This is a genomic window from Nitrospira sp. (assembly GCA_029194535.1).
Classification (GTDB): domain Bacteria; phylum Nitrospirota; class Nitrospiria; order Nitrospirales; family Nitrospiraceae; genus Nitrospira_C.
In genome coordinates this window covers 718852-744469 of the sequence record JARFXR010000001.1, presented here as the reverse complement: position 1 = coordinate 744469, position 25618 = coordinate 718852, and the positions used below count along the sequence as shown (strand labels likewise).

Genomic DNA, 25618 nt, shown 5'->3' with positions numbered 1-25618 from the left:
GACTAAGAAAGCCCGATGATCGCCCCGCTCCCATCGTCGACATCGATCCGTTCTCCAGCGGGATTCTTGGGCAATCCCGGCATCAGCTGAATTCCCGAACAGACCGCCGTCAAGAACCCCGCGCCGGCGAGTAACCGCAGCTCCTTGATCGGCAGAGTGAAGCCGGTCGGTCGCCCTTTCAACGCAGGATCATGAGAGAGGGACAACGGAGTCTTGGCCATGCAGATGGGGAGCTGACCGTATCCGAGGCTGGCTGCGAGCTCAATCTGTTGCTCAGCCGCAGCCTCATAGGACACGGCACCCGCCCCATACATTGCAGCGGCGATTCTCTCGATCTTTTTCTTGATCGGCCAAGCGAGTTCGTACAGGTGTGCAAACGATGTGGGCTGATTTGCGGCAGCGATCACTGCATGAGCCAGAGCTTCAGCCCCCTTTCCCCCGTCAAACCAGTGGGTTGAGACGGCTGCGTTGGTCGCTCCAACGCTCTTGGCTCGTTCTCGGACCCATTCCAGCTCCTCTTGAGAATCGCCGCTGAAGGCATTCACCGCCACGACGGCCGGAACTCCGTGCGTTCTCACGTTGGCGATATGCTGCTCCAAGTTGGCAAACCCCTTTTCGAGCGCCTCCATATTGGGACCGGTCAACGACGATGGTAACGGCTGCCCAGACTTGATGCTCTCGCCGGTGCCATGCAGCTTGAGCGCCCGTAACGTCGCCACGACGACCGCCGCCGCCGGCTTGTGACCGGAGACCCGACATTTGATGTTGAAGAACTTTTCTGCGCCGAGTTCGCTCCCGAATCCCGCTTCCGTCACCACATACTCGGCGCAACGCAATGCGATCGCATCGGAGAGAATCGAGCAATTTCCATGGGCGATGTTTCCGAAGGGTCCTGTGTGAACGAACGCAGGAGTGCCCTCCAACGTTTGCACCACGTTCGGTAACAACGCGTCCTTGAGCAGCGCCATCATGGATCCCACACAATTCAGATCCTTCGAAGTCACAGACTTCCCGTCCTTCGTCAGACCCACAGTTACTCGGCTGAGCCGATGCCGCAGATCCTCGCGACCAGTGGCAAGAGCAAGAATCGCCATGACTTCAGAAGCTTCCGAGATTACAAACTGACCCTTTGGGGCTCGAATCACTGTGCCCAATATCAACTCTCGTAGCGCGCGGTCGCTGATTCCCGACGTGCGCGGCCATGAAATGCGCTCAGGATCGATACGAAGTGCATTGCCGTGAAAGATGTGATTATCGACGAACGCGGAGAGCAGATTGTGCGCGGCAGATACGGCATGAGCATCGCCGGTAAAATGAAGATTGATCTGCTCCATGGGGACGACCTGTGCACGGCCGCCACCCGTCCCACCTCCCTTAATCCCGAACACAGGACCGAGAGAAGGCTCGCGAAGGGTCACAACCGCGCGACGCCCAAGACGGCACAGCCCCATCGTCAATCCTATGGAAGTCGTCGTCTTTCCCTCCCCCAGAGGTGTGGGGTTTATGGCTGTGACCAGCACGTAGCGAGCTTGAGGTCGATGTTTAAGCCGTTCCAAAGCCGCGAGAGAAACTTTCCCCATGTGTCGTCCGTGCGGATGGATCTCATCCGGAGAAAGACCTAGAAGTTTGCCGATTTCTTGAATGGGACGAGGTTTGGCCACTCGGGCAATATCACTGTCGCTCATGAGATGCTATCCGCTGTTCTTTGGACCGCGACACCCTGACTCCTTCGAACTCGATCGCCTTTGCCAAAAAATGAGCGCGCTACGAATATTGGAAATTCGTAGCGCGCTATAGAGCAGGGCAGTCTGCAGCCTTTGCTCTGGTCGTCCTAGTCGAGAATATATCTTGTGGGATCGAAGGTTTGACCGTTTACTTTGACCATATAATGGAGGTGCGGGCCGGTGGCTAAGCCCGTGCTGCCGACTAAACCCACCACATCACCTCGTTTAACACGTTGTCCCTCCTTAACGAGGGCCTTCGCAAGGTGACCATAGAGCGTCTCGATTCCAAACCCATGATCCAGCTTCACAAGATTCCCAAGCTTCGAGTCAAATGCGACGGTTGTAACTCGTCCCTGAGCGGGGGCCTGGACCGGCGCGTTCGCTGCCGCCCCAATATCAAGACCGTCATGCCAAGCCGGCTTCTCGGTAAATGGAGAAACACGAGGCCCGAAGCCGGATGTAACCCACCCCCTGACAGGCCAGATCGAGGGAGTGGCGGCCCATCGAGATGATTTTTGCTCAGCGGCCAGCGACAGCTCCTGAAGGGCGTGCTCTTGGACCGTGGCCTCACGTGACAACCAATCGATGCCCTGTCTTACCACCGCGAGGAGTTCGTGTTCATCGAGTTCGGACTGGGCCGCAAGGCTTCTGGCTTGATTGAGCACCCCACTCTTGTCCGTATCCGAGAGCTGAACACCGGCATCACCCTTGAGGGAAGCCGATGGGGAAAGCGAATCCCCGTCCGGAAGCGGTCCATCCTCACCACCTCGACCGTTCACCACATCTCCGGTTTTCGGCATCTCAATGCCGAGCATGACTCGGAGCCGCTGATTCACCTCTTTCATGCTACTCAGTCGCTTTTTTAAATCATCAATGGCGGTGGAGAAGGCAGCGGTTTGCTGACGCGCACTCATCGCCTCGGAACGGAAGGCTGAAAGCTCCCAGACCTCGCCTGTTCTAATAACGTAGTGCGATAGAACCAACAGGTCGGCAATAATGAATACGCCGCACACTATCAATAGCTTACGAACGAATTTCCGCGGAAAGCTGAACCGCAACGGCTTCGCTGTAGACCCTCGAAAGATCACAACCGTATAGGAATCGCTCTTCTCTGCACCAGTCGTTTGTGCCATAAGCATCACCCCTGTTTCGGGGGTCGTCCCTGAACCTTAATAACTGTGTTCGAGTGTACCCATGCGAGCCGCTTCGGTCAACCATCAATTTTGTTTCAATCGATTCACCTGAGCAAAAATCCATGCCAGATACGGAGGAAATCCATTTTTCAAAGGAAGGCCAATAATTTCAGGCACTTCATATGTATGAAGCGTCTTGACTGTCCTTTCCAACATCCGATACCGAGAAGCCGTAGTCTTCATGATAATCAGCACTTCGCTGTCTTGAATCATTTTCCCCTTCCACTCGTAAAAGGACTTGGCCTTGTCTACGATGGTTGCACAGGCCACAAGCTTCTTCCTTACCAGAACTTTGGCCATTTTGGCTGCAAGCTTACGATCTGGAACTGTCGTTAAAACAAGCAGATAGGCTATAGATCGTTTGGTCATGAAAAATTTGAACTTCCGCGATGTTTCAAATGGAATCCATAAGGGGATGCAATGGATGTCAATCGGACCGATGAAACGATGATCTATTATTACATTAGTTAATACATATGCTTACAAGATACATCCAGCTCTAGATCTATAGGACACGTGTGTTTATCAAGCCTCAACATACAGAGGGGTAATCGTGCGCCGTCCGTGAGTATGGGGTACTCTACGTCGTAGTTCCAATTCTCTCCCTCACAGTGTGAATTCTGACGATCTAGCGCTGCACTGGATTGACAGACGATTTATACATTCCATATGATCCCATTACTCAGCATGACGAGGAGGTCGTCACATCAATGAATTTCACAATCACACCACAAGAATTGAAGTCTCGCCTGGAAAAGAAGGATCCGTTGGTGTTGCTGGATGTACGTGAGCAGTGGGAGTATGATCTGGCCAAAATCGACGGTTCAATGCTGATTCCGCTCTCCGCTCTGCCCCATTCCCTGTCACGGCTGAATCAAGACTCGGAAATCGTTGCAATCTGCCATCATGGAATGCGAAGCGCCGATGCGACAGGTTTTCTTGCGCAGCAGGGATTCACCAAGGTCAAGAATCTCGTCGGAGGCATCGATGCGTGGTCGGCGCAAGTCGATGGAACCGTTCCTCGCTACTGAACCGTACCGTCGCCGATGGAATGATCCATTCTATCTCAACCCATTCGCTCCCTGAAATAGCCAACCGTTCGCTTGAGGCCGTCACTCAAGCTCATCCTCGGTTCCCACGAGAGTTCATGACGAAGCTTTGACGCATCGATGACGCTCCGCGCCTGTTCTCCTTTTTTGGCGGGCCCGTGCAGTTCTTTACAGGTGGAGCCTGTGTGCTGCACCAGAATCCGGAATAGGTCGTTGATGGACGTTTCGACACCGGTCCCCACATTGTAGGTACCCGCCGTTTCCTGACCCATTACCGCCAAATTGGCCTCCACGACGTCCTCCACAAAGACGAAGTCCCTTGTTTGTCGCCCATTCCCGTTGATCACAGGCTGCTCATTATTCAAGAGTTTCTGGATAAAGATGGCTACGACCCCCGCTTCTCCTTCAGGATCCTGTCGAGGCCCATACACATTGGCATAGCGAAGGTTCACCACTTGGACCCCGCCCACACGTTCGTAGTACGACAAGTATTGCTCCCCGCAGAGTTTGCTGAGGCCGTATGGTGATAACGGCTTGGTCGCATGCGACTCCGGCGCAGGGAAAACATCTTGCTCCCCGTAGATGGCTCCCCCTGATGACGAAAAGACAACCTTCCTCACCCCGTGCTTTATCGCCTGCTGGAGAATGTTGAGCGTTCCCAGCACATTGACTTGTGCGTCAAAAACGGGATCCTCGACGGACTTACGGACATCCATTTGCGCAGCCAAATGCATAACGACATTGGGACGCTCGTTCCGGAACACACGCTCCAGACGCCACCCCTGGATGTCGGTCTTGAAAAATCGTGCCGCCCGGTTGAGGTTGCGCCGCTTCCCGGTCGACAAATTGTCGACGACAACCACTTCATGACCCTCCTGAACGAGTCGATCGACTATGTGAGACCCGATAAAACCCGCCCCTCCGGTCACCAGCACCTTCATGCATCCTCCCCTCGTCCACGCGCATGATCGTCCGATCGAGCGCTCATCTTACTACGATACTCAAAGGCCACAAGAATTTCTCGATTTCCTTTGCGGCCTTTCACCGTCGACTCCTGCACGCCAAGAGCGAGAAGTCCCAGGCCTGCCGCACAGTCGATCACTTTTCTCATCACGTCTGCGCGCTGCCCATCGTCCCGAACAATTCCTCCGGATCCGACCTTGCCCTTCCCTACCTCAAACTGCGGTTTGACCAGGGCGACGACGCGTGCCCCGTCTTGAAGAAATCGCACGACGCTCGGAAGCACGAGATTCAGGGAGATGAAGGAAACGTCGATCACCGCCAGTTGGATCACCTCCGGTACCAGCAATGGGTCGAGGTATCTGATGTTGGTCCGCTCCAGGAGAACAAGTCGCGTGTCCTGTCTCAACTTCCAAGCGAGCTGCCCATATCCGACGTCTACCGCGTAGACTTTGGCGGCGCCATTTTGTAACAGACAGTCGGTAAACCCTCCGGTCGAACAGCCGACGTCGAGGCAGATCGCCCCACCTGGATCGATCGAAAACGCCTCCAAGGCAGGAGCCAACTTTTCTCCGGCACGGCTGACGAAGGGGGCCTGCTTGCAGACTTCGATGCGGGCGTCACGAGCGATCAGCTTCGCTGGCTTGTCAACGACGCTTCCGTCGACAAGAACGCCTCCGGCCAGCACGGTCCTGACCGCATTTTCGCGACTGGGAGCCAATCCCTGGGAAACCAGCAAGGTGTCTAACCGTTCGCGAGGAGAATGCGTAGAAGAAGCCATTGAACGGCGGGCACACACAGAAAGACCTGAAGCCGCTATTGACCTTTGGATCTTAAAGACGACGAACTATCCTCGACGTCTTGGACAAAGGCATGAAGTCGTTTCTTTCCATTCTGCTCCTGGACCAACACCTCAACCTTGCGCTCCGCATCCTCAAGAATCTTGAGACAGTTCTTGGAGAGACGGATCCCTTCTTCGAAAATTTTCAGAGATTCGTCAAGAGGAAGCTCGCCTTTCTCCAGTTCCCCGACGATCGCTTCCAAACGAGCGATTGCCTGTTCAAACTTCACACTCTCAACCCCCTTGTTCACCACACGATGCCGCCATTATAGCACTCCCCTCAAGATTTCAAACTGTTCCGTTCGTCAGCACGTCCTTGACCAAACAGTTCAACTTCCCGTCCACCAAACGGACCACGATGCCCTCGCCAACTCGTGCGTCCTGAGTCCGTTTCAGTATAGATCCATCCGACATTCTCGTCAGCAGGCCGTACCCGCGTCCGAGAACGGCCAAGGGGCTCAAACTGTTCAGCCGCGCGACCGTCGATTCGATGCGTCGCCTTCTTTGCGCCGCCAACACGCACAGCTGACGTTCCAGTCGCTTGACCAGAAGCGGCATCATGGCAAGGTTGCGCTTCACGGTGAGGAACGGGCTCAGCTTGCCCAACTCACGATCCATTTGGCGCACCCGAGCACCTTCCGCCAAGACTCTAGATCGAACCTTCTCGATGAGACAGTCCGTCATGTCGTCCATCTGCTGAGTCTTTTCTCGGATACGAAACTGAATACAGGACAATCCTTTGGAGCTGGAGTCCAACCGCCGATGCTCCGACGAACAGTGCCTACCCATGGCCCTCTCAAGCCTTACCGAAAGGCCCCCGAGATTTTCTAACACCTCAGAGAAGACCGGTACGACCATTTCTGCCGCAACAGAAGGGGTCGGAGCGCGGAGATCTGCGGCGGCATCCGTCAGCGTCATATCGATTTCATGACCAACCGCCGAGACAACGGGGATTCTGGAGGCGGCGACGGCTCGTACTACGACTTCCTCATTGAACGTCCACAGATCCTCCAGCCCCCCTCCGCCTCGTCCCAGGATAATGACCTCTACCGCGCCCTGGGCGTTCAGCAGATCCAAGGCTTCGGCGATCTGCCGGGCCGCCGGTTCACCCTGAACCTGTACTGGAGCGATGACGATATGTAGAGTCGGCCACCGTCGGCTGAGCACGGACAAGATATCCTGGAGCGCCGCCCCACCGAGCGAGGTGACGACACCTACCGTTCGCGGGAATCTTGGAAGCGGTTTCTTCCGCAGAGGATCGAAGAGACCTTCAGCGGATAGGCGTGTCCTCAATTGATCGAACGCCAGCCGAAGTGCACCGACACCCTTAGGCTCGACCGCCTCGATGAGTATCTGGTACTCCCCTCTCGGTTCGTAGACGGTCAGACGACCTCGCACAATGACGTGCATCCCGTTTTGGAGAGCAAAGCGCATGCGCACCGCACTTGAGCGAAACAATACCGCGCGTATCTGACTCCTCCCATCCTTCAGAGTACAATACACATGACCCGATGCAGGCGTACGCAAGTTCGAGATTTCACCCTCCAGGCACACATCTTGATAGACGCCCTCGAGCGAAGCGCGGATGAGGCTCGTAAACTCCGAAACGGTGAGGATGGATCCCGAAGAAAGGATGCTTGATTTGTAGAGTATCGTCGTCACTATCCGTCAATCGAGGATTCGAATCCGTTCAATCGAAAGCGCCTTTCCGATACGCGCGTCCACGTCGATCAGTGCGGCACAGAAGACAACAGGTCCGGCGGCCACCTCAAAGCGCCGCGGCATGCCGGTCAAAAACTTCTCGATCGCGAGTTCTTTCTTCACTCCGATGACTCCGTGAAGCGGCCCCGTCATGCCGATATCGGTGAGATAGGCCGTACCCCGAGGTAAGATCTGCTCATCGGCAGTCTGCACATGCGTGTGGGTCCCGACCACGGCCGTCGCCTCACCGTCCAGGAAATGTCCCATGGCCATCTTCTCGGACGTGGCCTCGGCATGCATATCCACAACGACAGCCGCAACTCGTTTCCTGAGCTTGGTCATCTCTCGCCTGGCTACCTGAAACGGACAATCCAACGTCGGCATGTACGCGCGCCCCATCAGCTGCAATATGCCCAACTCCTCACCACCTGACGTTTGGACGACCACGCTGCCCTGCCCCGGCACACCATCGGGATAGTTGGCCGGGCGCAAGAGACGCCGCTCCCGCGGGAAATAGTCAAGAATCTCCCGCTTATCCCACGCATGATTCCCCGTGGTGATGGCGGAAAGGCCCGCTTTAAACAGCTCTTCCGCCAACTCAGGGGTAATCCCAAATCCGCCCGCCGCGTTTTCTCCATTACCGATGACCACGTCGATCTGTCGCTGCGCGACGAGCCGAGGCGTGAGACGGGCGACGGCGCGGCGTCCAGGCTCTCCCATGATGTCGCCGATGTACAGGATCTTCACTTGGCGTACTCGATGTACCGGCTTTCTCGGATCACGGTCACCTTGATCTGACCGGGATAGGTCAGCTCTTGCTCAATCTTTTTCGCCAGATCGCGCGACAACTGGAACGACTCATTATCGGTGACATCCTCTTGGCGAACGATCACTCGGATCTCTCGACCTGCCTGTATGGCATAGGCCTTTTGCACACCTTTCTGAGCATGAGCCAAGGATTCCAGCTTCTCCAGTCGCTTGACATAAGACTCCAGCGCTTCGCGTCTCGCCCCAGGTCTTGCCGCGGAAAGCGCCTCGGCGGCCGCCACCAGGACCGATTCCGGACAAATCGGCTCCACCTGCTCGTGGTGAGCGGCGATCGCATTGACGATCTTCTCGCTCTCGCCGTACTTCTTCGCGATTTCCGCCCCCAACATGGCATGCGGTCCTTCTTCCTCGTGACTGACCGCTTTGCCGATGTCGTGGAGCAGCGCCCCCCGCCTCGCCAAACGGACGTCCAAGCCGAGTTCAGAGGCCATCATGCCGCAAATGTACGCCGCCTCGCGCGCGTGGTATAAATTGTTCTGCCCGTAGCTGGTGCGGTATTTGAGTCGTCCAAGGACTTTGATCAGCTCGGGATGAAAGTCCGCCAGGCCAAGTTCGAAGATGATTTTTTCGGCTTCCTCGTACATCAACTTGTCGATCTCGACCTTGACCTTTTCGACGATCTCCTCGATCCTCGTCGGATGGATTCTCCCGTCCTGCATCAAACGTTCCAACGACACCTTAGCGATTTCTCGGCGCAACGGATCGAACCCTGAGATGATCACCGCTTCGGGGGTTTCGTCGATGATCAGATCAATCCCCGTCGCGGCCTCGATCGCCCGAATGTTCCGGCCTTCACGCCCGATGATCCGCCCCTTCATGGCATCGTTGGGAATCGGCACGACGGAAATCGTAGATTCCGACACGTAGTCGCGAACGACCCGCTGGATTGAACCCGTGATGATCTCGCGGGCCTCCCGTTCCGCATTTTCCCTGGCTTCCTCGAGCGTCCTCTTGGCTGTGCCGGCCGCCTCCAGTCTGACCTGGCTTTCCATCTCAAGGAACAATTGCTTCCTGGCCTCATCGGCCGTCAGACCAGCCACCCGCTCCAGCGCCTCTCGGTGATCTTTTTCTGCTTGAGCACAGGCTACCTCCTTGGCGCCGAGCTTTTCTTCGCGTCTCGCGAGATCCAGCTCGCGCTTCTGCGCCTCGCTGTCCCGCTTATCGATCGCGGCGCTCCGTTTGTCGATCGTCTCTTCTCGCTGGACCAGGCGCCTTTCTGTCGCAGAGAGCTCGGCCAATCGAGCTTTTTGCTCCTTTTCGAGCTCGGCCTTTGACTGAAAAATCAAGTCCTTGGCTTCAAGCTTGGCTTCACGGACGATGTTCTCAGCCTCGCGCTGCGCATTCTGCGTCAGATGACGAGCTTGGTCCTCCTGCTGGGCTCTCTTGGCTCCATCAGACATTCTGCGAATCAGCCCATAGACCCCGATTCCTGCTCCTGCGCCCACCACAGCTATCAGGATGTACATGACCAGTGACGTAGACATGGGACTAGCCCCTTTCCAGTCGAGGGCAAGCGCGGTCGCTGCCTCGCATCGTACGTAGATCACGGCCGGAACTGAAGGAGGTCGTAACTAAGAGGTGCCTACGAGCAGAGAATGAGCGCGAACGAAACGATGGGTTGCTTAATCATTCGAGGAATGGATACCATAAGGATGGACGCGTTGCTGGGTTGATTCGGACACCTCGTTCCCGAGAGGGAATCCCCTCGCACTACCATCATATCGGATGGTCTTCCTGACCGGGCGCGCGGCGCGCTCCCGAAGCGGCAGGGGAATCAAATTGACCCCATGGCTGACCGCACCAACCGACACGACGAACTCTATGATTCGAGCGAGTATGGCCAGAACATCGGCCAAAAAAGGAACGAGGCCCCGCACACTAAGACTCTTCCTCAACTCCGCCAGCATGACAATTCTGACGTCCATTCCTGCAGTATCGATTCGTATCCCCGAGTACTCCACCGGTTCGAAGTTCGCCTCAGTCAATACTCCTAGCCCTCTATTGCCTCCCAACAGTCAACCTCACGATAACAAAGGGTTACGCATTTTTGCAAGCTGATTCATCGGAACAGCGATGAAGGAACCTGCTCTTCAATCGACTCCATCAGCGACATCATGCGCCGCTCCACGACCGCCTCTCCTTCCGTCCGCTTCTTCTCCGCCTCGAACAGTTGGTGGGCGAGATTCACCGCGGTCAACACGGCCAATTTCGAGGGGGTGGTCGTATTTAACCCCTCGGCCAAATGACGCATTTGTCCGTCGACGAAGCTTGCCAAACGACGAATGTAGTCTTCATCGGCCTCTCCTCGTATCGCATACCGCTGGCCATAGATCTCGACATACGTGGTCTTAGTCAAGGGCCACCTCCTTGCGGTCTTCCATGCATTCCAGCAACTCGATTTCCCCTAATACCTTCTCCACTCGTGCTTTGATGTCCAAGCGTTCGCGTTCCCACCGCTTATTTGAATCGCTTTGTTCGGCCAGTCGTTCACGCAGAGATTTGAGTTCATCTTCGAGAGATGTGTTCTTTCTCTTTAATTCATGAACGAGTCTGACGAGATCCTTGACGCGAGTCTCAAGCGCATCGAGTCGATCCAGTGCCATCGGTTTAGTACCCCCTGAAACCACAATAGGTTGCGGGGCACTATAGAAACTTGTCTAGATCTTGTCAAGAAACCCGCTCCAGGTCCGGAGCCTCAGTGATGCTGGCCAGGCGAATGTATTCCCGATAACTCCGCAGCACGCGCTTCACATACTGCCTGGTCTCCTGGTAAGGAATCATTTCGACAAATTCGTCTTGACTGTGAGTTCCATGTTGATCGCGCCAGGAATTGACGACCACCGGTCCGGCATTGTAGGCGGCAATTGTATAGACCAGATTGCCGGAAAATTGATCAAGCAGCTGTTCGACGTACCGAACGCCGATTCGAATGTTCGTTTCTTGATCGAACAGGTCTTCACGTCCGACCGGAGGAAGACCGATCCGTTGGGCCACGGTGTTGGCGGTGGCCGGCATCACCTGCATGAGACCGATCGCACCGACCCGCGATACAGCTTTCAAATCGTATTGACTTTCCTCGCGAATGATGGCCGCGATTAGAAAGGGATCGACCCCTTTTGCACCTTGGAGTTTTATCATTGGGAGCAATCCGGTGGGATAGGCCACGCTCCAGAGTGCGGGGGAGAGTACGCCGCCTGTCCGCTCCAGCTTGTCCCGAAAGCGGCCGCGAGCCAACCGTAGAGCATGGTGGTAGGCGCCGACCTCGTTCAACATGGTAGACAGCAGAACGAGCGCATCCGGGTCCTTGCCGTACCGGTCCGTCAATGCAGCGACTTCTCGGGCAGCATCCGCGTCGAGTCCCAATGTCTTGAGCTCAAGGGCACGTCGATAGGCGTTCTGCTGCCCGATCTCGCCCCGGTTCGGCGGCGACGAGGGAGACTCTTCGCTGTTCGCCGGCGGGGTATTGTCTCCGACCTCCGCCGGCACGATCGGATCTGTAGTAGGAACGGCTACACGCTGTCGAGCCAGCTGGCAATAGTACGTGTAGACATACCGCTGGCACAGCTGCCGGTACAGCTCAGCCGCTTGGGACGGGCCGCCCTGTTCCGCCGCACGCGCCATCCAATAGAGGGCCTGTGGTTCGAACTCCCCGTCATGCCGCTCCACGATGGACTGTAGGGTCTCTGAGGCTTCACGATACTGACCAGTCCTGTAATGAACCCATCCGATTCGCCAGCGGGCTTCGGCCCGTTGTGTCGCCGGCTCTCCGGCTTTTGCAACCGCGCGATATCGGGCGATTGCTTCTTCGAACTGCTTTTGGTCCTCCAGCCAGATTCCGACCAACAATCCGACCTGACCCTTCTGTTCCGAGGACAGGGAACTCCCCTGAACCGCCCTGGCCAATTCCTGCAGTTTGTCTCCCAAACCTTGGCGTAGGTATACACGGGCCAGCCAGACGGTCGCCTCCTGGGTTTCCGGCCCACCCTCTTTCAGCAAAGCGCGGAAACTTTCTCGGGCCTGATCATATTGTTTGAGTCGCACCTGCGCGATGCCGATCTTGAGCTTCGCTTCGGTTCGCCGAGACGATTGAGGATCCAGTGCAAGAAACTTCTTGAGTTCTTCGATGGCCTCGACATGAAAGGCCTGGGCAAGGAACGCCTGCGCCCGGGCAAACCGATCCGCGGACTGCGGCACCCACAGTTCCCCGCCGGGATTGGTCGCCAGCAGCCCGCCAGCTTCCTTGGCTTCTGGACTTGCCGGATAGCGCACCCATAACTGCCTGAGAGTTTCTCGACCTTCCGTCACATTACCATCCCGCATTTGACAGGCTGCGCGGCGAAGAAACGCAAGCGGAGCATTCGGTTCCTTGTCGCTAAGGGCGACGGCCTTGGCAAACCATTCAGCGGCTCTCTGACAATCGGATGCCTGATACCAGGCTTCTCCGGATCGATAGGCCGCCTTCGACAGGATGTTCGAGTCGGGAGCCGCAAGGGGAATGCTTTCGAACATGGTGGCCGCAGCCGTGCTATCGCCCAGATTCAACGAGGCCTCCCCCAGCCAAAGCCGAATGTAATCGTCGAGCACGGCGAAGTCTCGCTGTCCCCCGCGCAAAAACTGGATCGACACGGCCGGATTCCGTTCGACGAGCAGCACTCCGGACAGCAGCCCGGCGCGCTTGGCCCATATCGTCGACGGAAATCGCTCCATCAATCGACGCAACCGTTCGAGCTTGAGCGACAATACCTGTTCTCTCGTGAAGTTTTTCCCAAGACGCTCCTTAGGCAGGGCACCGGATAGAAAACAGGCTTCCGGGGTGTCGCAGGCCTCGTTCTGTCCTGAATCGGCAAGGGAGCCACCGTCCGCACGAATCTGTGGGGCGAGGGCTAACCCTACAAGGATGGTGCAGATCGCAGGCAGAATGAGACAGAGGCGCACATCCGGTCGAATACAATCGTACACGTTGCAATCCCCGCATCTCACGGTGCTTGTACTATATATCAGCGTCCTCACCGTCTTACCAGCAATGGGGCCTTGGGAGCGGACAGCCTTAGCCTTGTTCCGGTTTTTCCCCCTATGTTAGCCTGAGCCATGACTCGCGAATCGAACCTCATCCCGACGAATCTCCTGTCCTTGGACGAGCAGGGCATGACACGACTGGTCGGGAAATTGACCTGGCCTGAATACCGTGCCGGACAAATCCTGCGTTGGCTGTACCAGCGGCGGGCGACGTCGGTGGACCAGATGACCGATCTCAGCCGGGCGGATCGGTCCATCCTGAAATCGGCAACGACCATCCGACGGGCCGCTGCCTGTACGTCATTTCGCTCCGTCGATGACACCAGAAAACTGGTGCTGACGCTGGAGGACGGACTCCAGGTCGAGACGGTGTTGATACCCGATGAAGCTCGACTGACCCTCTGCGTCTCGACCCAGGTGGGATGCACGCTGGATTGCGGTTTCTGCCTGACGGGAACGATGGGCCTGCAACGAAACCTGAAGGTCGACGAGATACTCGACCAAGTTCTGACGGCGCAGGATCAGCTTGGAGCGAGCGAACGAATCACGAATCTCGTCTTCATGGGCATGGGAGAACCCCTGGCGAACTTCGACAGTCTGGCCGATGCCCTTGCGCGACTGACCAATCGAACATGGGGATTGGGATTTTCGCCAAGACGGATTACGGTTTCGACCGCCGGACTCGCCTCGCGCCTCAAAGACATGGCGCCCCTCGGCGTCAACCTGGCCATATCCTTGAATGCCAGCACGGAGGGGCAACGCAACCGGTTGATGCCCGCAGCAAATGGTATCGCGTCCCTTCGGTCACTCCTGGCGGCCTGTCGCCGCTATCCATTACGTCCTGGCCGCGTACTGACGTTTGAGTATGTGCTGCTGGCCGGGGTCAATGACCAGATTGAGGATGCCCGGCGACTCACGAAGCTGCTCCGCGGCCTGCGCCACAAGATCAACCTGATCCCGTTCAACGAATTTCCTGGGAGCGCATTCCGCCGACCGGTCGACGGCGCGGTGCTGGAATTTCAGTCCGTCCTGAAGCAGGGAGGAGTCGACGTCTTCATCCGCAAGAGTCGAGGCCGCGACGTGCTCGGCGCATGCGGCCAACTCGGCAATGTCTGGCCCCCTGACAGGGAGCCCGCCTTGACACAAATTGAATCGCGTTGTTAGCATGCAGAGGTTCGTTCCGCTCGCCAAATCATGATCGTCCAACTTTCCCAGCATCTCACAACATGGTTGCTGCTCGTGGTGGTTGCCTTCGTGGCGGTGCCGCCTGCTCAGGCCAGCGATCCCCTTGAATTTCTCCTCTCGAACGGGATGAAAGTCCTGATCGTCGAAGTTCCCAAAGCTCCGGTCGCGACCGTGCAGGTCTGGTACAAGGTCGGCTCACGCAACGAGGTCATGGGACGGGCGGGATTGTCTCACATGCTCGAACACATGATGTTCAAGGGCACCAACAAGTACCCCAACGGATCGTTTTCCCGTCTGATCCGAAAGAATGGCGGAATGGACAACGCCTTCACCAGCCAAGACTTTACCGCCTACTTCGAAAATCTCGCAGCCGACCGTGTGGGCCTTGCGCTAGAGCTGGAAGCGGACCGGATGCAGGGCCTTGTTCTGGATCAGAACGAATTGAAAACCGAACGCGAGGTCGTAAAAGAAGAGCGCCGGCTCCGTACCGAAGACGACCCGCAGGGCGCGCTGGTTGAAGCCCTCTTCGCCCAAGCTTATATGAGTCATCCCTACCACTGGCCGGTGATCGGCTGGTTCGGTGATCTGGATGCCATGACCCTCGAAGATCTACAGCGACATTATGACACCTATTACTCGCCCAACAACGCCACGTTGCTGGTGGTCGGCGACGTGAAAGCCGAAAGCCTCCTCCCCACGATCAAGCAATTGTTTGAGCCTATTCCCCGTGGGCCCGAGCCCAAGCCGGTTCTGACCATGGAAGGAGAGCAGCGCGGCGAGCGCCGGTTTCTGCTCAAGCGCGAGGCGCAGGTGCCTTTCGTCATGATGGGGTTCCGCGTTCCGAATTTCGCCAGTGAGGATTCGTACGCGTTGGACATCCTGGAATCGATTCTCTCCCGCGGGAAGAGTTCGCGACTCTACCAAAGCCTCGTATACGACCAAAAACTCGCGATTGCCGTCGGAGCGGAATACAGTTTGATGCAGACGGATCCTGGTCTCTTCTATTTTTATTCGCTGGTCAGTCCCGGGCAGAAAGTGGAACAGGCTGAGGACGCGCTGAACAGGGAAATTCGCCGACTCCAGAACGAGCCTCCCACCGACCAGGAACTACAACGGGCCAAGAACCAGGTTGAAGCGATGCACGTATTCGAACAGGATTCGAACTTCCGTCACGCGATGCTGTTGGGCCAGTCCGAATCGATAGGCGCAGGGTGGAAACGAGTCGATCAATTCCTGGAGCGCATCGCCGCCGTCACGGCCAAGGATGTGCAGCGAGTCGCTCGGCAGTATTTGATAGACGATGCCCGAACCGTCGGCACACTGATTCCCGTGCCTCCGAAACAACCTGAACCGGCCCCAGCTGCCGCGCAGCCGGGAAAATCTTGAGCACAGCGGGCGGAGCACTACCGATGGGGATGAAGCATTGGATCGGGCTCGGACTTTGGGGTTGCCTGGTCGTCTTCGCTCCTTCCTCCCTATCGGCGGCCGACATCGTTCCGATGAGATTTGTCGCACCGAACGGCATGACCGTGCTGGTCCTCGAACAACATTTTCTGCCGATCGTTGAAATCCATTCGCTGATCAAGACCGGATCGGCGCAGGATCCGCCGGACAAAGCGGGGCTGGCCAATCTCGTGGCAAGTCTGCTCGACGAGGGCACGACCAGCCGTACCTCGAAACAGATCGCCGAACAGATCGACTTCGTCGGCGGATCGTTGGAGGTGAGGGCCTCCGAGGATTTCACGACGGCCTCAGCAAGGATCCTGAAGAAGGACGTGGATCTAGGGTTCACCTTGCTCGCCGACATGCTCCAACATCCGGCGTTCCATAAGCAGGAGTTCGAACGCATTCGCACCCAGATTCTCGGGGAGATGGCCAGCGACAACGACGACCCCGGCCATGTCGCGATGAAAGCGTTCAACCAATTGGTCTTCCACGGACATCCGTACCGTTGGCCGCTGAACGGAACGGAGGAGACTCTCGGCAAGATCACCGTTGCGGATGTCGCCGCCTTCTATGCCAAAGAGTATGTTCCGGGACAAGTCATCCTCACCGTCGTTGGAGATGTCACCGTCGACCAGGTCACGGGACTGGTGCAAACCTATTTCGGAGGTTGGAAAAAGTCGCCGGGGCCTGCTCGGAACATCCGAAAGCCCGGTGTCCTTGATAAAAAAACCGTGCAGCTGATTGAGAAGGATCTCACACAGTCGAGCATCGTGTTGGGACACAGCGGGATCAACCGTACGAATCCGGACTTCTATGCCGTCAGCGTCATGAACTACATCCTCGGAGCCGGGGGCTTCTCCTCCCGCCTGATGGATTCGATCCGGGACAAGCAGGGATTGGCCTACGGAATCATGAGCCATTTCGATGCGCGGCTCATGCCGGGCTCCTTCTGGATCAGCCTCCAGACGCGAAGTGAAACCACCAACCAGGCCATCACAGGAGTCCTTGCGGAAATGAGGGGCATTCGTGACGCTCCTGTCTCCGATCAAGAGCTGGCCGAGGCTAAATCGTTTCTCGCCGGCAGCTTCCCTCTTCGCCTGGATTCCACCGCCAAGCTGGCGCAGGTGCTGGCGCAGGTGGAATTCTACGGTTTGGGCTTCGAGTATTTCTCGCAGTATCCCAGGTGGATCGAGCGCGTGACCAAGGAGGACGTCCAGCGGGTCGCCAAACAGTACTTGGATCCGCAACGATATGCCCTGGTGGTCGTCGGCAATCTCGCCAAGTCCAAAGTGAAACATTGATTCGACCCGGCCACGGTTGCCCGGCGATCCCCAACGTGAACGACCATGACACCGGATACTCTTACCAGCAAGCTTGCCCGCCTCCGCAGCGTCCTGTCGGACATGCAGTCCGTTCTCGTGGCATTCTCGGGAGGAATCGACAGCACGCTTGTGTTGAAAGTCGGAAACGACGAACTGGGGAGTCGGGCGCTCGGCGTCACGGCTGTCTCTCCGACTTTTCCCCTTCTCGAACTTGAAACCGCCACTCGGGTGGCCCGAGAGATCGGAGCGCGTCACGAAATTGTCCGCACCGACCAATTGACCATTCCGGCTTTCGTGCAGAACGACTCGGCCCGCTGCTTTCATTGCAAGACCGACTTGTACCGGCTGATGGACGGCCTGAAGGAGCTGCGCGCCTCGCGTTGGGTCGCGGATGGAACAAATCTCGACGACCTGGGAGACGATCGACCCGGGCTTACAGCCGCCCGCCAATGGCAGGTTCGCAGCCCGCTTGTCGAGGCGGAACTTTCCAAAGCCGACGTCCGAGCCCTCGCTCAACGTCTAGGGCTCTCGACCTGGGATAAACCGGCGGCGGCCTGCCTTTCCTCGAGAATTCCTCGCGGCACTCACATTACGGTCGAGAAACTCGCCCGCGTCGAGCGGGCCGAAGCCATTCTTTCAGCGGAGGGGTTTCGGAAGGTTCGCGTCCGGGATCATGGCGAGATCGCCCGTCTTGAAGTGGGAGCGGAAGAATTCGCGAGATTCCTTGATCTGGAGCTTCGCACGCGTATCGGCGCCCGCTTGCGAGAGACCGGCTTTCGGTTTATCTGTCTGGATGTGGAAGGATATCGATCGGGGGGAGTGAGCCTCGGCTGACCTCCGATCGAGCTATTTCGCAGCAGCCTTGGCAAGGGCGTCCAAGGCTTCATCCGCCAGACGCCGATGGTCGGTGTCATTGAGGCTTCGCTGGACAACCTTTTCAGCCACCATTAACGCGATATCGGTCGTTTGCGTTCGGATCTCCTGAATCGCCTTTCGGCGTTCGTGTTCGATTTCGCGAGTCGCATCGCCCTTGATCCGCTCGGCCTCCTGCATCAGCCGCTGCTCGTTTTCATCGAGCAACCGCTGCGCCCGCTCCTTTGCCATAGCGAGAATACCTTCGGCTTCTTTGGAGGCCGCGCCGAGCTTAGCCTCATAGTCCTTGAGCTTCCGCTCGGCCTCCGCGCGATGCCGTTCCGCCTGGTCCAGGCTGTCACGGATCTTCTTCTCTCGTTCCTCCAACACCGCAAGGATGCCGGGAAAGGCGAACTTGTACAAAATGAAGAAGAGGATCGCGAAAGAGACGACCTCCCAGAAAATCAGCGACGAGAAGAAATGAGACTCAAACTGCGGCATGTTCTAACCCACGTGCTATGCGCTGAGTCCTGAGTGCTGAGTAGGCTTCTCAGCACTGAGCACTCGTTCCTCAGCACTGTTATTTGCGCAGACCCATTATGATGAAGGCGATGACGAGGCCGTACAGGGCGATGGCCTCGACCAACGCGAATCCGATCCACATGTACTTTCCGACGCGGCCTTCTGCTTCGGGTTGGCGCGCGACGGCTTCGATCATCTTGCCGAAAATGTACCCAATGCCCACGCCCGCCCCGGCGAACCCGGCGGCGGCGAGTCCCATACCCAACAATGCTGCAGCTGCTGAATCCATTGTGTCCCGATCCTCCCTTGTCTGTGGCCACACGCGTCAGTGCGCATGATCCTCACTTCCGTGCAAATGAAACGCATCCCCCAGGTAGACGCAGGTCAATACGGTGAAAATGTAGGCCTGGATGAACGCAATGCCGACCTCCAACCCATTCATCGCGATGGTAAACGCAAAGGGCAGCCAACCGATGAGCAATCCTCCGCTGATCGCCAACCCGAACAAGACCCCGAGAATCGTGTGGCCCGCCGTCATGTTGGCAAACAACCGCACGGCCAGAGACACCGGCCTTGCGACCTGGCTGACGAACTCGATGGGAACCATCAAAGGGATGAGCCACCATGGCGTTCCTGGAGGGACGAGAATTGCGGGAATGAACTTGACGCCGTGAATGAGCAATCCCATCAAGATGCTGAGAACGTACACGGTGATGGCGAACACCGCCGTGACGACGATCTGGCTGGTGACGGTATAGGTGCCCGGAATCAGCCCGAGCAGATTGCAGAACAGGATGAACAGAAACAAGGTGGCGATGAGGGGGAAGAACTTCATCCCCTCTTTTCCCATCGTATCGAGAATGATGCCGCGGATAAAATCCACGAGCATTTCTCCAAGACTCTGCAACTTGCCCGGCACGAGTTGCCTGGCGGAACCGGCCAAGATCATCAAGATGGAAACCAGGCCCACCACCATCCACATCATGATGACGGCCTTGTTGATCGAAATATCCATCCCCCCAAACTGGACCGGAATGAAATTGTGGAGCTCGAAAGGATGCAGCGGACTTTCTTCCATGGAATCTACTTGTACCTCTCCTATGAAACGTTCATGTCTTGGGCCATCGCTGCGCGGAGCGATAGGCATTTCGAATTCCGCCGATGACGCCCAGAATCAACCCACACACCACACCCCAGGGGCTCGCCCCCCATAGATAGGTATCGGCCGCCCACCCAAGCCCTCCTCCGACGATCAGCGCAGCGAGCAGTTCCGTTCCGATACGAACGGCCTGGCCGAGCCCCGCATAAAACGGATCCTGTGAAGGGGGCATGGTTCGCCTAGGCTGACCCACTGAGGCGAGTACTCAACCAGCTGTCTGAGTAAGGACTCTCCCGATGGCGGGCGCGCAATTCAAGCAGAATATCCGTGAACTTGTCAAGCCGACCGGTGCTGTGAAAGCCCCGGATGGCTGAGGTATAGTGAGGACGCTGACCCGATCGCCAGACCGCCAGCACGATGATCAGACTTTCCCTGCCCTCAAAATCCGCGTTCCTGGACGGCCATCCACAGCCGTTGGTGCTGACACTCGCGCCGTCCCGGCCGGTTCAGCCGGTAGACCTCTACGCCCGCCTGGCCGCGACGACCGGGCCTTCGTTCCTGCTCGACAGCGGAGACCCGCCGCACGGTTCCGGACGGTTCTCCTATCTTGGAAGCAGTCCTGTGACCGTCTTCTCCAGTCACCAGACCGGGGGTTGCGCCCCACAGGAGGATCCTTTTCATCTCTTGCGGCAGGAACTCGCCGGAGCACACGTCGCGAGGACGCCGCAACTGCCTCCATTTTTTGGCGGCGCGGTCGGGTATCTGAGCTATGACTTTGCCCGCCGTCTGGAGCGGTTGCCGGGCACGGCTCCGTCCGGCCTCCTCATCCCCGACCTGCAGTTCGCCCTGTATGACTTGGTGACCGCGCTCGATCATGACGAGAACCAAATCCACATCATATTCTGCCCGTCGGCGGAGCGGTTTCTCGGCGAGGACCGGAGCAAGCTCCTTCGCGAAGGATTGGACAGGATCGCGGCTTGCGAAGCGGATTACACCGCACCGCAGCCGGAGACGCTGCCGGATCCGGTCATTGCGACCATCTCCTTCGTCCCCGAGCAACCCCGGGATGCCTATCTTGACCGCGTGGAACGCTGCCAGCGTTACATCGCCGCAGGAGACATCTACCAGGCCAATCTATCCCATCGGTTCAACTTTCACATTCCTGATCGCCACCGGGCACCATTGGAGCGGCTCCGGTATGAGCAAGCCTTGTATCGACGGCTCTCGCTCGTGAACCCCTCTCCCTTCTCAGGCCTACTGCGTTTCGAGGACCTGGCCTTGATCAGCGCCTCACCCGAACGTCTCGTTCGAATCCGCGACGGGCGGGCCGACACCAGGCCTATCGCCGGCACAAGACCTCGCGGGCGGGATCCGGAGGAAGATCGCCGGCTCGTCGACGAGCTGCTCCGCACCGAGAAAGAACGGGCTGAGCATGTGATGCTCGTCGATCTTGAGCGAAACGATCTCGGTCGCGTCTGCGAATTCGGGAGCGTCCACGTGGACGAGTTCATGGGAGTGGAGCAATATTCCCATGTGAGTCATATTGTGTCGAACATCAGCGGCCGGATTCGACAGGATGTCTCGCCGTTCGACGTGATCAGGGCCGTCTTCCCTGGCGGTACCATCACCGGTGTCCCGAAAATCCGCTGCATGGAAATAATCGACGAGCTGGAACCCGTCCGCCGCGGGCCGTACACCGGGTCGTTCGGCTACATTGGTTGGGACGGAGCCGTGGACCTCAACATTATCATCCGCACGTTGGTCCTGTCCAAAGACATGGGATATCTGCAGGTCGGCGCCGGCATCGTCGCGGATTCGAATCCCGCGCTGGAATATGATGAAACATTGCACAAAGCGGAAGCCTTTTTTGCTGCATTGGAACGGGGACAGTGATGTGGATCTATTTGAATGATCGATTCGTCGAAGCTGCGAATGCGGTGATCTCGGTCTTCGATCACGGACTGTTGTATGGTGACGGTGTATACGAAACCATCCGGTCATACAAACACAAGATCTTCATGCGCGATCAGCACCTCGCTCGATTGCGACGTTCTGCCGACGCAATCGGATTGCGCGTACCGGTGCCCGAGAGCGATTGGCCCTCGCTGTTGAACGAGGCAATGCAACGCAATGGCGTCGGAAACGAGAAAACCGATGCCTATATTCGGATCACGATCTCGCGCGGCGTGGGGGATATCGGATTGGATCCAGCCCTTTGTCCTGCGCCAACCGTCATCGTCATGACCAAGCCGCTCTCACCCCCCCCTCCTCACAAATATCAAGAGGGTGTCGATTTGATCGTGGCCAAGACCCGGCGCAACTACCCGGGCGCGCTCGACCCACAGATCAAATCCACAAGCTTTCTTAACAACATTCTGGCCAAGCGTGAAGCCATCGCTGCAGGGGCGTTCGACAGCCTCTTGCTGAACTGGGAATCCCAGATTGCAGAATGTACGGTGAGCAACCTCTTTTTCGTCACGAACGGCCGTCTCCGCACGCCGTCGCTCGCGTGCGGCATCCTTGACGGCATTACACGTCGCATTGTTCTGTCCTTGGCGCAAGAGGAGGGGATTCAGGTTGAGGAAGGAACCTATGCCGTCGATCAGCTGTTTCAATCCGATGAATGTTTCCTGACCAATACCACCATGGAAGTGATGCCGGTCACCAGCTTGAATCGACGCCCGCTGGGAACGGGAAAACCGGGTCTCCTCACCCACCGACTGCATCAACTTTTTGTCGCCAATCGACCGCGATTCTTGGAAGCGTAATCGCGGGTCATGCCCTATCCTCTTGTTCCGTCTGCCGAACCGGCCGACATTCCCAGGCATGCGTTCTGCATTTTCTTGACAGACAAGTCGAGGCTGCTATCGTTTATGGGCATACCATGAATCACTCCGATCACGAACAGTCCAGAAACCCCAGGCGGTTCCGGATCGCCGGGACGGTACTGGCCGGCTGCGCTTCGGTGGCACTGCTGGCTCCAAGCCACGCCTCCGCCGAAATCTATCAATACGTCAGTCCCAATGGGTCCATCTCGCTCACCAACGTCCCATCGGACTCCCGCTACCGTCGGGTGGAGATCGATTCGGCACAGTTTCACACCGCGCTCTCTGAACGCGATCTGGAACCGCTCATTCGGCGCCACTCATCTCAGCATCACCTACATCCTGCACTGATCCGGGCGGTCATCAAGGCGGAGTCGAATTTCGATCCCCGGGCAGTGTCTCGGGCGGGAGCCGTCGGGCTCATGCAATTGATGCCTCAAACCGCCGTACGGCTGGACGTCCGAGACCTCTACGATCCTGAAGAGAATGTCGCAGGAGGCACCAAGTATCTTCGGCAACTACTCGACCGGTTTCACGGAGACCTTCCCCTTGCGCTAGCCGCCTACAATGCGGGCGAGAGCGTCGTGGAACGGTATCAGGCACTGCCCCCGATCGACGAAACCAGACAATATGTTCGAAAGGTGCTGAGGTATTATCGAACGTTTCTTGTGCGCGACGGCGTCATCACGGAACGCCCGATCCACCGGTCCTCCCCACTGAGCTCAGCAGCAGACCCCGCGACTTTCGAGCCTGCTTCCCGCTGATTCCCTCAGTAATCGACAGGCAGCTGTGCTGTTGCCAGCCGGCTCGCCTCGCCTGGGAAAAATCTGACCGGTAGTGGGCTCCGATGCTGTTTTCCCTCCACAGCGCCGCTTCGGCGATACACTGGGCGACCTGGACCATATTTTTCACTTCCAATGAAGCCCGGCTCCCCAACGGTTGTCCCATCATCTGGGCCCATCGCGACAGTTGGGCACAAGCTCGGATGAGAGATTCTCCCGAGCGGATCACCCCGACTTGTCCCCACATTGTTCTCCTGAGCGAACTGCGAAGCTTCTCGGCGTCCTCGACCGATCCGTAGTGCTCAGTTTTCAGTGCGGTGTCATGGGCGCTCAGAGACGGGATGTTGTGCCGATCGCCGTAACTCACGGCGGCCGTTGCGGCACGTGCGCCGAATACCAACCCCTCAAGCAATGAATTACTGGCTAGGCGATTGGCCCCGTGAACTCCGCTGCAGGCGACTTCACCCGCGGCAAAAAGTCCCGGCACCGAAGTGGCGCCGTTCGCATCGGTCCAAACCCCTCCCATCATATAGTGCGCGCTTGGAGAGACGGGTATCCATTCCTCGGTGATGTCGATGTCATGCCGAAGACAGGTCGCGTATATCGTGGGGAAACGACGCCGGATAAAGTCCGCGCCCAACTGGGTGACGTCCAGATAGACATGCCGGGCCTTTGTCGCAGCCATCTCCGCCCAAATAGCGCGGGACACGATGTCCCTGGGCGCCAATGCTCCCATTGGATGATAGCGATGCATGAAGAGTTCACCCTTCGTGTTGCGCAGCAGGCCGCCTTCTCCGCGCATGGCTTCCGACAGCAAGAACGGAGGGCTGGAAGGAAGGTACAGGGCCGTCGGATGGAATTGCACAAATTCCATGTCCTGTAGGACTGCACCCGCACGCAGGGCCATGGCCATCCCGTCACCGGTTGCATTGGGCGGATTGGTCGTACGGGCATAGACCTGACCGGCCCCGCCGGTCGTCAACACAACCGCCCTAGCCGGCATGAGGAGCCGACGCCCCGAATGCTCGTCCAGCACCAGCGCACCGCAACACCGACCGTCTTCGATCACCAGATCCACGGTAAAGTGATAGTCCAGCCGACAAATCCGCGGATGCCTGACGGACTCGGCCATCAGGACCCGCACCATTTCGTTGCCGGTCGCGTCCCCCTGAGCGCGTAGAATCCGATTCCGGCTGTGAGCCGCTTCCCGGGCAAATGCGAACTTCTCTCCCGTCTTATCGAAGTTCGCCCCCCATTCGATGAGTTCCTGAATTCGATGCGGGCCTTCCTCAACCAGCACGCGCACCGCCTCTTTTCGGCAGAGACCGTGGCCGGCCTTCAGCGTGTCGGTCAGATGGATGGAGACATCGTCCTCCTCGCTCATGGCGACAGCCACCCCTCCTTGTGCGTGGATCGAGCTGCTTTGGAGGGGATGGCCTTTCGTCAGCATCAGAACACGACCGGCTCGGCTCAATTCCAAGGCCGCGCGAAGGCCGGCGACTCCGCTGCCAATGACGAGAAAATCAGCTGATGGTGATGGAGTGGGCGCCGGGCGTCGCATGCGTCACTTCTTCGATGGTACGGCGGATTCTGCGCCGGCTTGACGCTGGCTCATGCCGAACGGAGAATCGCCCTGAACGCCCCGAAGAAGCACGGCTTTCGTCCCGACCCATTGCAGACGAGTGTGACCCCGCTGTCGCTGTCCGGGATCTTCGGCATTTCTTTTCCACACCCCCTGCCAATGGACATGGACGTCGATATCATCTCCTTCGATCATGATCCGCTCCACTCTGAACTCCAGGAAGATACTGTGAAACGTTTCAAAATCATTCTCTGCTTCCCGTTGGAGCAGCTCCAATTGATCGGTCGGCACCATCAACGAGGCCATCGCCGAGCTGTCCTTTTTCACGTAGGCCACGCGAAGCGATTCTATAGCTTTGTCAATGCGAAGGTACCGCTCATGGTCCTCCGGATATTGCATCGATTTGCCGCCGCATCCGCCCCCCACAAGAACCGATGCCAGAGCAAATACCGCCACACGTCGAATGTTTCGAGCCACCGTCATCGTGCATGCAGTATAGAAATCGGTCGCACAAGCGGTCAAGCCGATGACTCAACAGCTTGCATTTTCGGACCAAAGCCCTTAGACTCCGCCGCGGAGGAGAGGAACCGCATGGCTAGTGTGCTCAAGAAACGCCGAAAGAAAATGCGCAAGCACAAGTACAAGAAACTGCGCCGGCGTCAAAAATTCCTTCGTCGCAAGAGCTAACCCC

General features: G+C 57.5%; 27 protein-coding genes. 9 read left to right on the top strand and 18 right to left on the bottom strand.

Annotated elements, in window-relative coordinates; translation table 11 throughout:
• Positions 1–2: 2 nt before the first annotated feature.
• The 3 genes from P0111_03495 to P0111_03485 all read right to left on the bottom strand — a co-directional run bounded on the left by P0111_03495 (position 3) and on the right by P0111_03485 (position 3286).
• Positions 3–1685 carry a formate--tetrahydrofolate ligase gene (locus P0111_03495; protein ID MDF0643070.1) on the bottom strand — a complete coding sequence of 561 codons (1683 nt, stop codon included), beginning with the start codon at positions 1683–1685 and terminating at the stop codon, positions 3–5.
• A 146-nt stretch (positions 1686–1831) separates the two neighbouring features.
• Positions 1832–2857: a M23 family metallopeptidase gene (locus tag P0111_03490; GenBank protein ID MDF0643069.1), complete on the bottom strand. Its 1026-nt coding sequence runs from the start codon at positions 2855–2857 to the stop codon at positions 1832–1834.
• Between the two features lie 84 nt (positions 2858–2941).
• Positions 2942–3286, bottom strand: a complete 345-nt coding sequence (locus P0111_03485; protein ID MDF0643068.1) for a divalent-cation tolerance protein CutA — start codon at positions 3284–3286, stop codon at positions 2942–2944.
• Between the two features lie 341 nt (positions 3287–3627).
• Between P0111_03485 and P0111_03480 the strand changes: the two genes are divergently transcribed.
• Positions 3628–3948 (top strand): rhodanese-like domain-containing protein, encoded by a 321-nt coding sequence (locus P0111_03480; GenBank protein ID MDF0643067.1) that lies wholly within the window; start codon positions 3628–3630, stop codon positions 3946–3948.
• Positions 3949–3983: 35 nt separating this feature from the next.
• On the opposite strand, the gene P0111_03475 is transcribed toward P0111_03480, so the two are convergent.
• From P0111_03475 to P0111_03435, 9 genes are all read right to left on the bottom strand, one after another.
• Entirely contained in the window at positions 3984–4907 is a 924-nt protein-coding gene (locus P0111_03475) for a GDP-mannose 4,6-dehydratase (GenBank protein ID MDF0643066.1), read from the bottom strand.
• A complete protein-coding gene (locus P0111_03470; protein ID MDF0643065.1) occupies positions 4904–5707 on the bottom strand; it encodes a TlyA family RNA methyltransferase in 804 nt (267 codons plus the stop codon). Before P0111_03470 ends, P0111_03475 begins: the two co-directional genes overlap by 4 nt.
• 35 nt (positions 5708–5742) lie before the next feature.
• Complete coding sequence (xseB, locus tag P0111_03465) at positions 5743–5997, bottom strand: exodeoxyribonuclease VII small subunit (GenBank protein MDF0643064.1); 255 nt, start codon at positions 5995–5997, stop codon at positions 5743–5745.
• A gap of 58 nt (positions 5998–6055) precedes the next feature.
• The gene (xseA, locus tag P0111_03460; GenBank protein ID MDF0643063.1) at positions 6056–7429 is read right to left on the bottom strand and encodes an exodeoxyribonuclease VII large subunit; all 1374 of its coding nucleotides are present in this window, start codon (positions 7427–7429) and stop codon (positions 6056–6058) included.
• 6 nt (positions 7430–7435) lie between these two features.
• Positions 7436–8215, bottom strand: a complete 780-nt coding sequence (locus tag P0111_03455) for a TIGR00282 family metallophosphoesterase (GenBank protein ID MDF0643062.1) — start codon at positions 8213–8215, stop codon at positions 7436–7438.
• A complete protein-coding gene (rny, locus tag P0111_03450; GenBank protein ID MDF0643061.1) occupies positions 8212–9780 on the bottom strand; it encodes a ribonuclease Y in 1569 nt (522 codons plus the stop codon). Before rny ends, P0111_03455 begins: the two co-directional genes overlap by 4 nt.
• 575 nt (positions 9781–10355) lie before the next feature.
• Positions 10356–10652, bottom strand: a complete 297-nt coding sequence (locus P0111_03445; GenBank protein MDF0643060.1) for a cell division protein ZapA — start codon at positions 10650–10652, stop codon at positions 10356–10358.
• Positions 10645–10899, bottom strand: coding sequence for a cell division protein ZapB (gene zapB / locus P0111_03440; GenBank protein MDF0643059.1), 255 nt, complete (start codon positions 10897–10899; stop codon positions 10645–10647). The genes P0111_03445 and zapB overlap by 8 nt, the downstream gene beginning before the upstream one ends.
• Positions 10900–10963: 64 nt before the next feature.
• Positions 10964–13255 (bottom strand): transglycosylase SLT domain-containing protein, encoded by a 2292-nt coding sequence (locus P0111_03435; GenBank protein ID MDF0643058.1) that lies wholly within the window; start codon positions 13253–13255, stop codon positions 10964–10966.
• Between the two features lie 129 nt (positions 13256–13384).
• On the opposite strand from P0111_03435, the gene rlmN reads away from it, so the two are divergent.
• Genes rlmN through larE form a run of 4 tightly spaced genes read left to right on the top strand, consistent with a single transcriptional unit; the run spans position 13385 to position 18099 of the window.
• Positions 13385–14476: a 23S rRNA (adenine(2503)-C(2))-methyltransferase RlmN gene (rlmN, locus tag P0111_03430; protein ID MDF0643057.1), complete on the top strand. Its 1092-nt coding sequence runs from the start codon at positions 13385–13387 to the stop codon at positions 14474–14476.
• 30 nt (positions 14477–14506) lie between these two features.
• The gene (locus P0111_03425; GenBank protein ID MDF0643056.1) at positions 14507–15883 is read left to right on the top strand and encodes a pitrilysin family protein; all 1377 of its coding nucleotides are present in this window, start codon (positions 14507–14509) and stop codon (positions 15881–15883) included.
• Positions 15884–15912: 29 nt separating this feature from the next.
• Positions 15913–17244: a pitrilysin family protein gene (locus P0111_03420; GenBank protein MDF0643055.1), complete on the top strand. Its 1332-nt coding sequence runs from the start codon at positions 15913–15915 to the stop codon at positions 17242–17244.
• A 45-nt stretch (positions 17245–17289) separates the two neighbouring features.
• Complete coding sequence (larE, locus tag P0111_03415) at positions 17290–18099, top strand: ATP-dependent sacrificial sulfur transferase LarE (protein MDF0643054.1); 810 nt, start codon at positions 17290–17292, stop codon at positions 18097–18099.
• A gap of 12 nt (positions 18100–18111) precedes the next feature.
• Here the strand turns inward: larE and atpF are convergent, their stop codons facing one another.
• The 4 genes from atpF to P0111_03395 form a co-directional block, all read right to left on the bottom strand.
• Positions 18112–18618: a F0F1 ATP synthase subunit B gene (atpF, locus tag P0111_03410; protein ID MDF0643053.1), complete on the bottom strand. Its 507-nt coding sequence runs from the start codon at positions 18616–18618 to the stop codon at positions 18112–18114.
• Positions 18619–18697: 79 nt separating this feature from the next.
• A complete protein-coding gene (atpE, locus tag P0111_03405) occupies positions 18698–18928 on the bottom strand; it encodes an ATP synthase F0 subunit C (GenBank protein MDF0643052.1) in 231 nt (76 codons plus the stop codon).
• 36 nt (positions 18929–18964) lie between these two features.
• On the bottom strand, positions 18965–19717 hold the full coding sequence (locus tag P0111_03400; GenBank protein MDF0643051.1) for a F0F1 ATP synthase subunit A: 753 nt from the start codon (positions 19715–19717) through the stop codon (positions 18965–18967).
• 31 nt (positions 19718–19748) lie between these two features.
• The gene (locus tag P0111_03395; GenBank protein ID MDF0643050.1) at positions 19749–19970 is read right to left on the bottom strand and encodes an AtpZ/AtpI family protein; all 222 of its coding nucleotides are present in this window, start codon (positions 19968–19970) and stop codon (positions 19749–19751) included.
• Positions 19971–20155: 185 nt separating this feature from the next.
• Between P0111_03395 and P0111_03390 the strand changes: the two genes are divergently transcribed.
• The 3 genes from P0111_03390 to P0111_03380 all read left to right on the top strand — a co-directional run bounded on the left by P0111_03390 (position 20156) and on the right by P0111_03380 (position 23327).
• Complete coding sequence (locus P0111_03390; GenBank protein MDF0643049.1) at positions 20156–21631, top strand: anthranilate synthase component I family protein; 1476 nt, start codon at positions 20156–20158, stop codon at positions 21629–21631.
• A complete protein-coding gene (locus P0111_03385) occupies positions 21631–22506 on the top strand; it encodes an aminotransferase class IV (GenBank protein ID MDF0643048.1) in 876 nt (291 codons plus the stop codon). Before P0111_03390 ends, P0111_03385 begins: the two co-directional genes overlap by 1 nt.
• A 116-nt stretch (positions 22507–22622) precedes the next feature.
• Positions 22623–23327, top strand: coding sequence for a lytic transglycosylase domain-containing protein (locus tag P0111_03380; GenBank protein MDF0643047.1), 705 nt, complete (start codon positions 22623–22625; stop codon positions 23325–23327).
• Here the strand turns inward: P0111_03380 and nadB are convergent.
• Positions 23248–24906: an L-aspartate oxidase gene (gene nadB, locus P0111_03375; protein ID MDF0643046.1), complete on the bottom strand. Its 1659-nt coding sequence runs from the start codon at positions 24904–24906 to the stop codon at positions 23248–23250. The two genes, P0111_03380 and nadB, sit on opposite strands and share 80 nt — an antisense overlap.
• Before the next feature lie 3 nt (positions 24907–24909).
• Positions 24910–25410, bottom strand: a complete 501-nt coding sequence (locus P0111_03370; GenBank protein ID MDF0643045.1) for a hypothetical protein — start codon at positions 25408–25410, stop codon at positions 24910–24912.
• Between the two features lie 108 nt (positions 25411–25518).
• Between P0111_03370 and P0111_03365 the strand changes: the two genes are divergently transcribed.
• Positions 25519–25614 (top strand): AURKAIP1/COX24 domain-containing protein, encoded by a 96-nt coding sequence (locus P0111_03365; protein MDF0643044.1) that lies wholly within the window; start codon positions 25519–25521, stop codon positions 25612–25614.
• The last annotated feature ends 4 nt before the right edge of the window (positions 25615–25618 follow it).

Bases quoted from the DNA above. Each gene is read 5' to 3' on its own strand.
- P0111_03495 (MDF0643070.1), bottom strand. From the start codon at position 1,685: ATGAGCGACAGTGATATTGCCCGAGTGGCCAAACCTCGTCCCATTCAA.
- P0111_03490 (MDF0643069.1), bottom strand. From the start codon at position 2,857: ATGGCACAAACGACTGGTGCAGAGAAGAGCGATTCCTATACGGTTGTG.
- P0111_03485 (MDF0643068.1), bottom strand. From the start codon at position 3,286: ATGACCAAACGATCTATAGCCTATCTGCTTGTTTTAACGACAGTTCCA.
- P0111_03480 (MDF0643067.1), top strand. From the start codon at position 3,628: ATGAATTTCACAATCACACCACAAGAATTGAAGTCTCGCCTGGAAAAG.
- P0111_03475 (MDF0643066.1), bottom strand. From the start codon at position 4,907: ATGAAGGTGCTGGTGACCGGAGGGGCGGGTTTTATCGGGTCTCACATA.
- P0111_03470 (MDF0643065.1), bottom strand. From the start codon at position 5,707: ATGGCTTCTTCTACGCATTCTCCTCGCGAACGGTTAGACACCTTGCTG.
- rny (MDF0643061.1), bottom strand. From the start codon at position 9,780: ATGTCTACGTCACTGGTCATGTACATCCTGATAGCTGTGGTGGGCGCA.
- zapB (MDF0643059.1), bottom strand. From the start codon at position 10,899: ATGGCACTGGATCGACTCGATGCGCTTGAGACTCGCGTCAAGGATCTC.
- rlmN (MDF0643057.1), top strand. From the start codon at position 13,385: ATGACTCGCGAATCGAACCTCATCCCGACGAATCTCCTGTCCTTGGAC.
- P0111_03425 (MDF0643056.1), top strand. From the start codon at position 14,507: ATGATCGTCCAACTTTCCCAGCATCTCACAACATGGTTGCTGCTCGTG.
- P0111_03420 (MDF0643055.1), top strand. From the start codon at position 15,913: ATGAAGCATTGGATCGGGCTCGGACTTTGGGGTTGCCTGGTCGTCTTC.
- larE (MDF0643054.1), top strand. From the start codon at position 17,290: ATGACACCGGATACTCTTACCAGCAAGCTTGCCCGCCTCCGCAGCGTC.
- atpF (MDF0643053.1), bottom strand. From the start codon at position 18,618: ATGCCGCAGTTTGAGTCTCATTTCTTCTCGTCGCTGATTTTCTGGGAG.
- atpE (MDF0643052.1), bottom strand. From the start codon at position 18,928: ATGGATTCAGCAGCTGCAGCATTGTTGGGTATGGGACTCGCCGCCGCC.
- P0111_03400 (MDF0643051.1), bottom strand. From the start codon at position 19,717: ATGGAAGAAAGTCCGCTGCATCCTTTCGAGCTCCACAATTTCATTCCG.
- P0111_03395 (MDF0643050.1), bottom strand. From the start codon at position 19,970: ATGCCCCCTTCACAGGATCCGTTTTATGCGGGGCTCGGCCAGGCCGTT.
- P0111_03390 (MDF0643049.1), top strand. From the start codon at position 20,156: ATGATCAGACTTTCCCTGCCCTCAAAATCCGCGTTCCTGGACGGCCAT.
- P0111_03385 (MDF0643048.1), top strand. From the start codon at position 21,631: ATGTGGATCTATTTGAATGATCGATTCGTCGAAGCTGCGAATGCGGTG.
- P0111_03380 (MDF0643047.1), top strand. From the start codon at position 22,623: ATGAATCACTCCGATCACGAACAGTCCAGAAACCCCAGGCGGTTCCGG.
- nadB (MDF0643046.1), bottom strand. From the start codon at position 24,906: ATGCGACGCCCGGCGCCCACTCCATCACCATCAGCTGATTTTCTCGTC.
- P0111_03370 (MDF0643045.1), bottom strand. From the start codon at position 25,410: ATGACGGTGGCTCGAAACATTCGACGTGTGGCGGTATTTGCTCTGGCA.
- P0111_03365 (MDF0643044.1), top strand. From the start codon at position 25,519: ATGGCTAGTGTGCTCAAGAAACGCCGAAAGAAAATGCGCAAGCACAAG.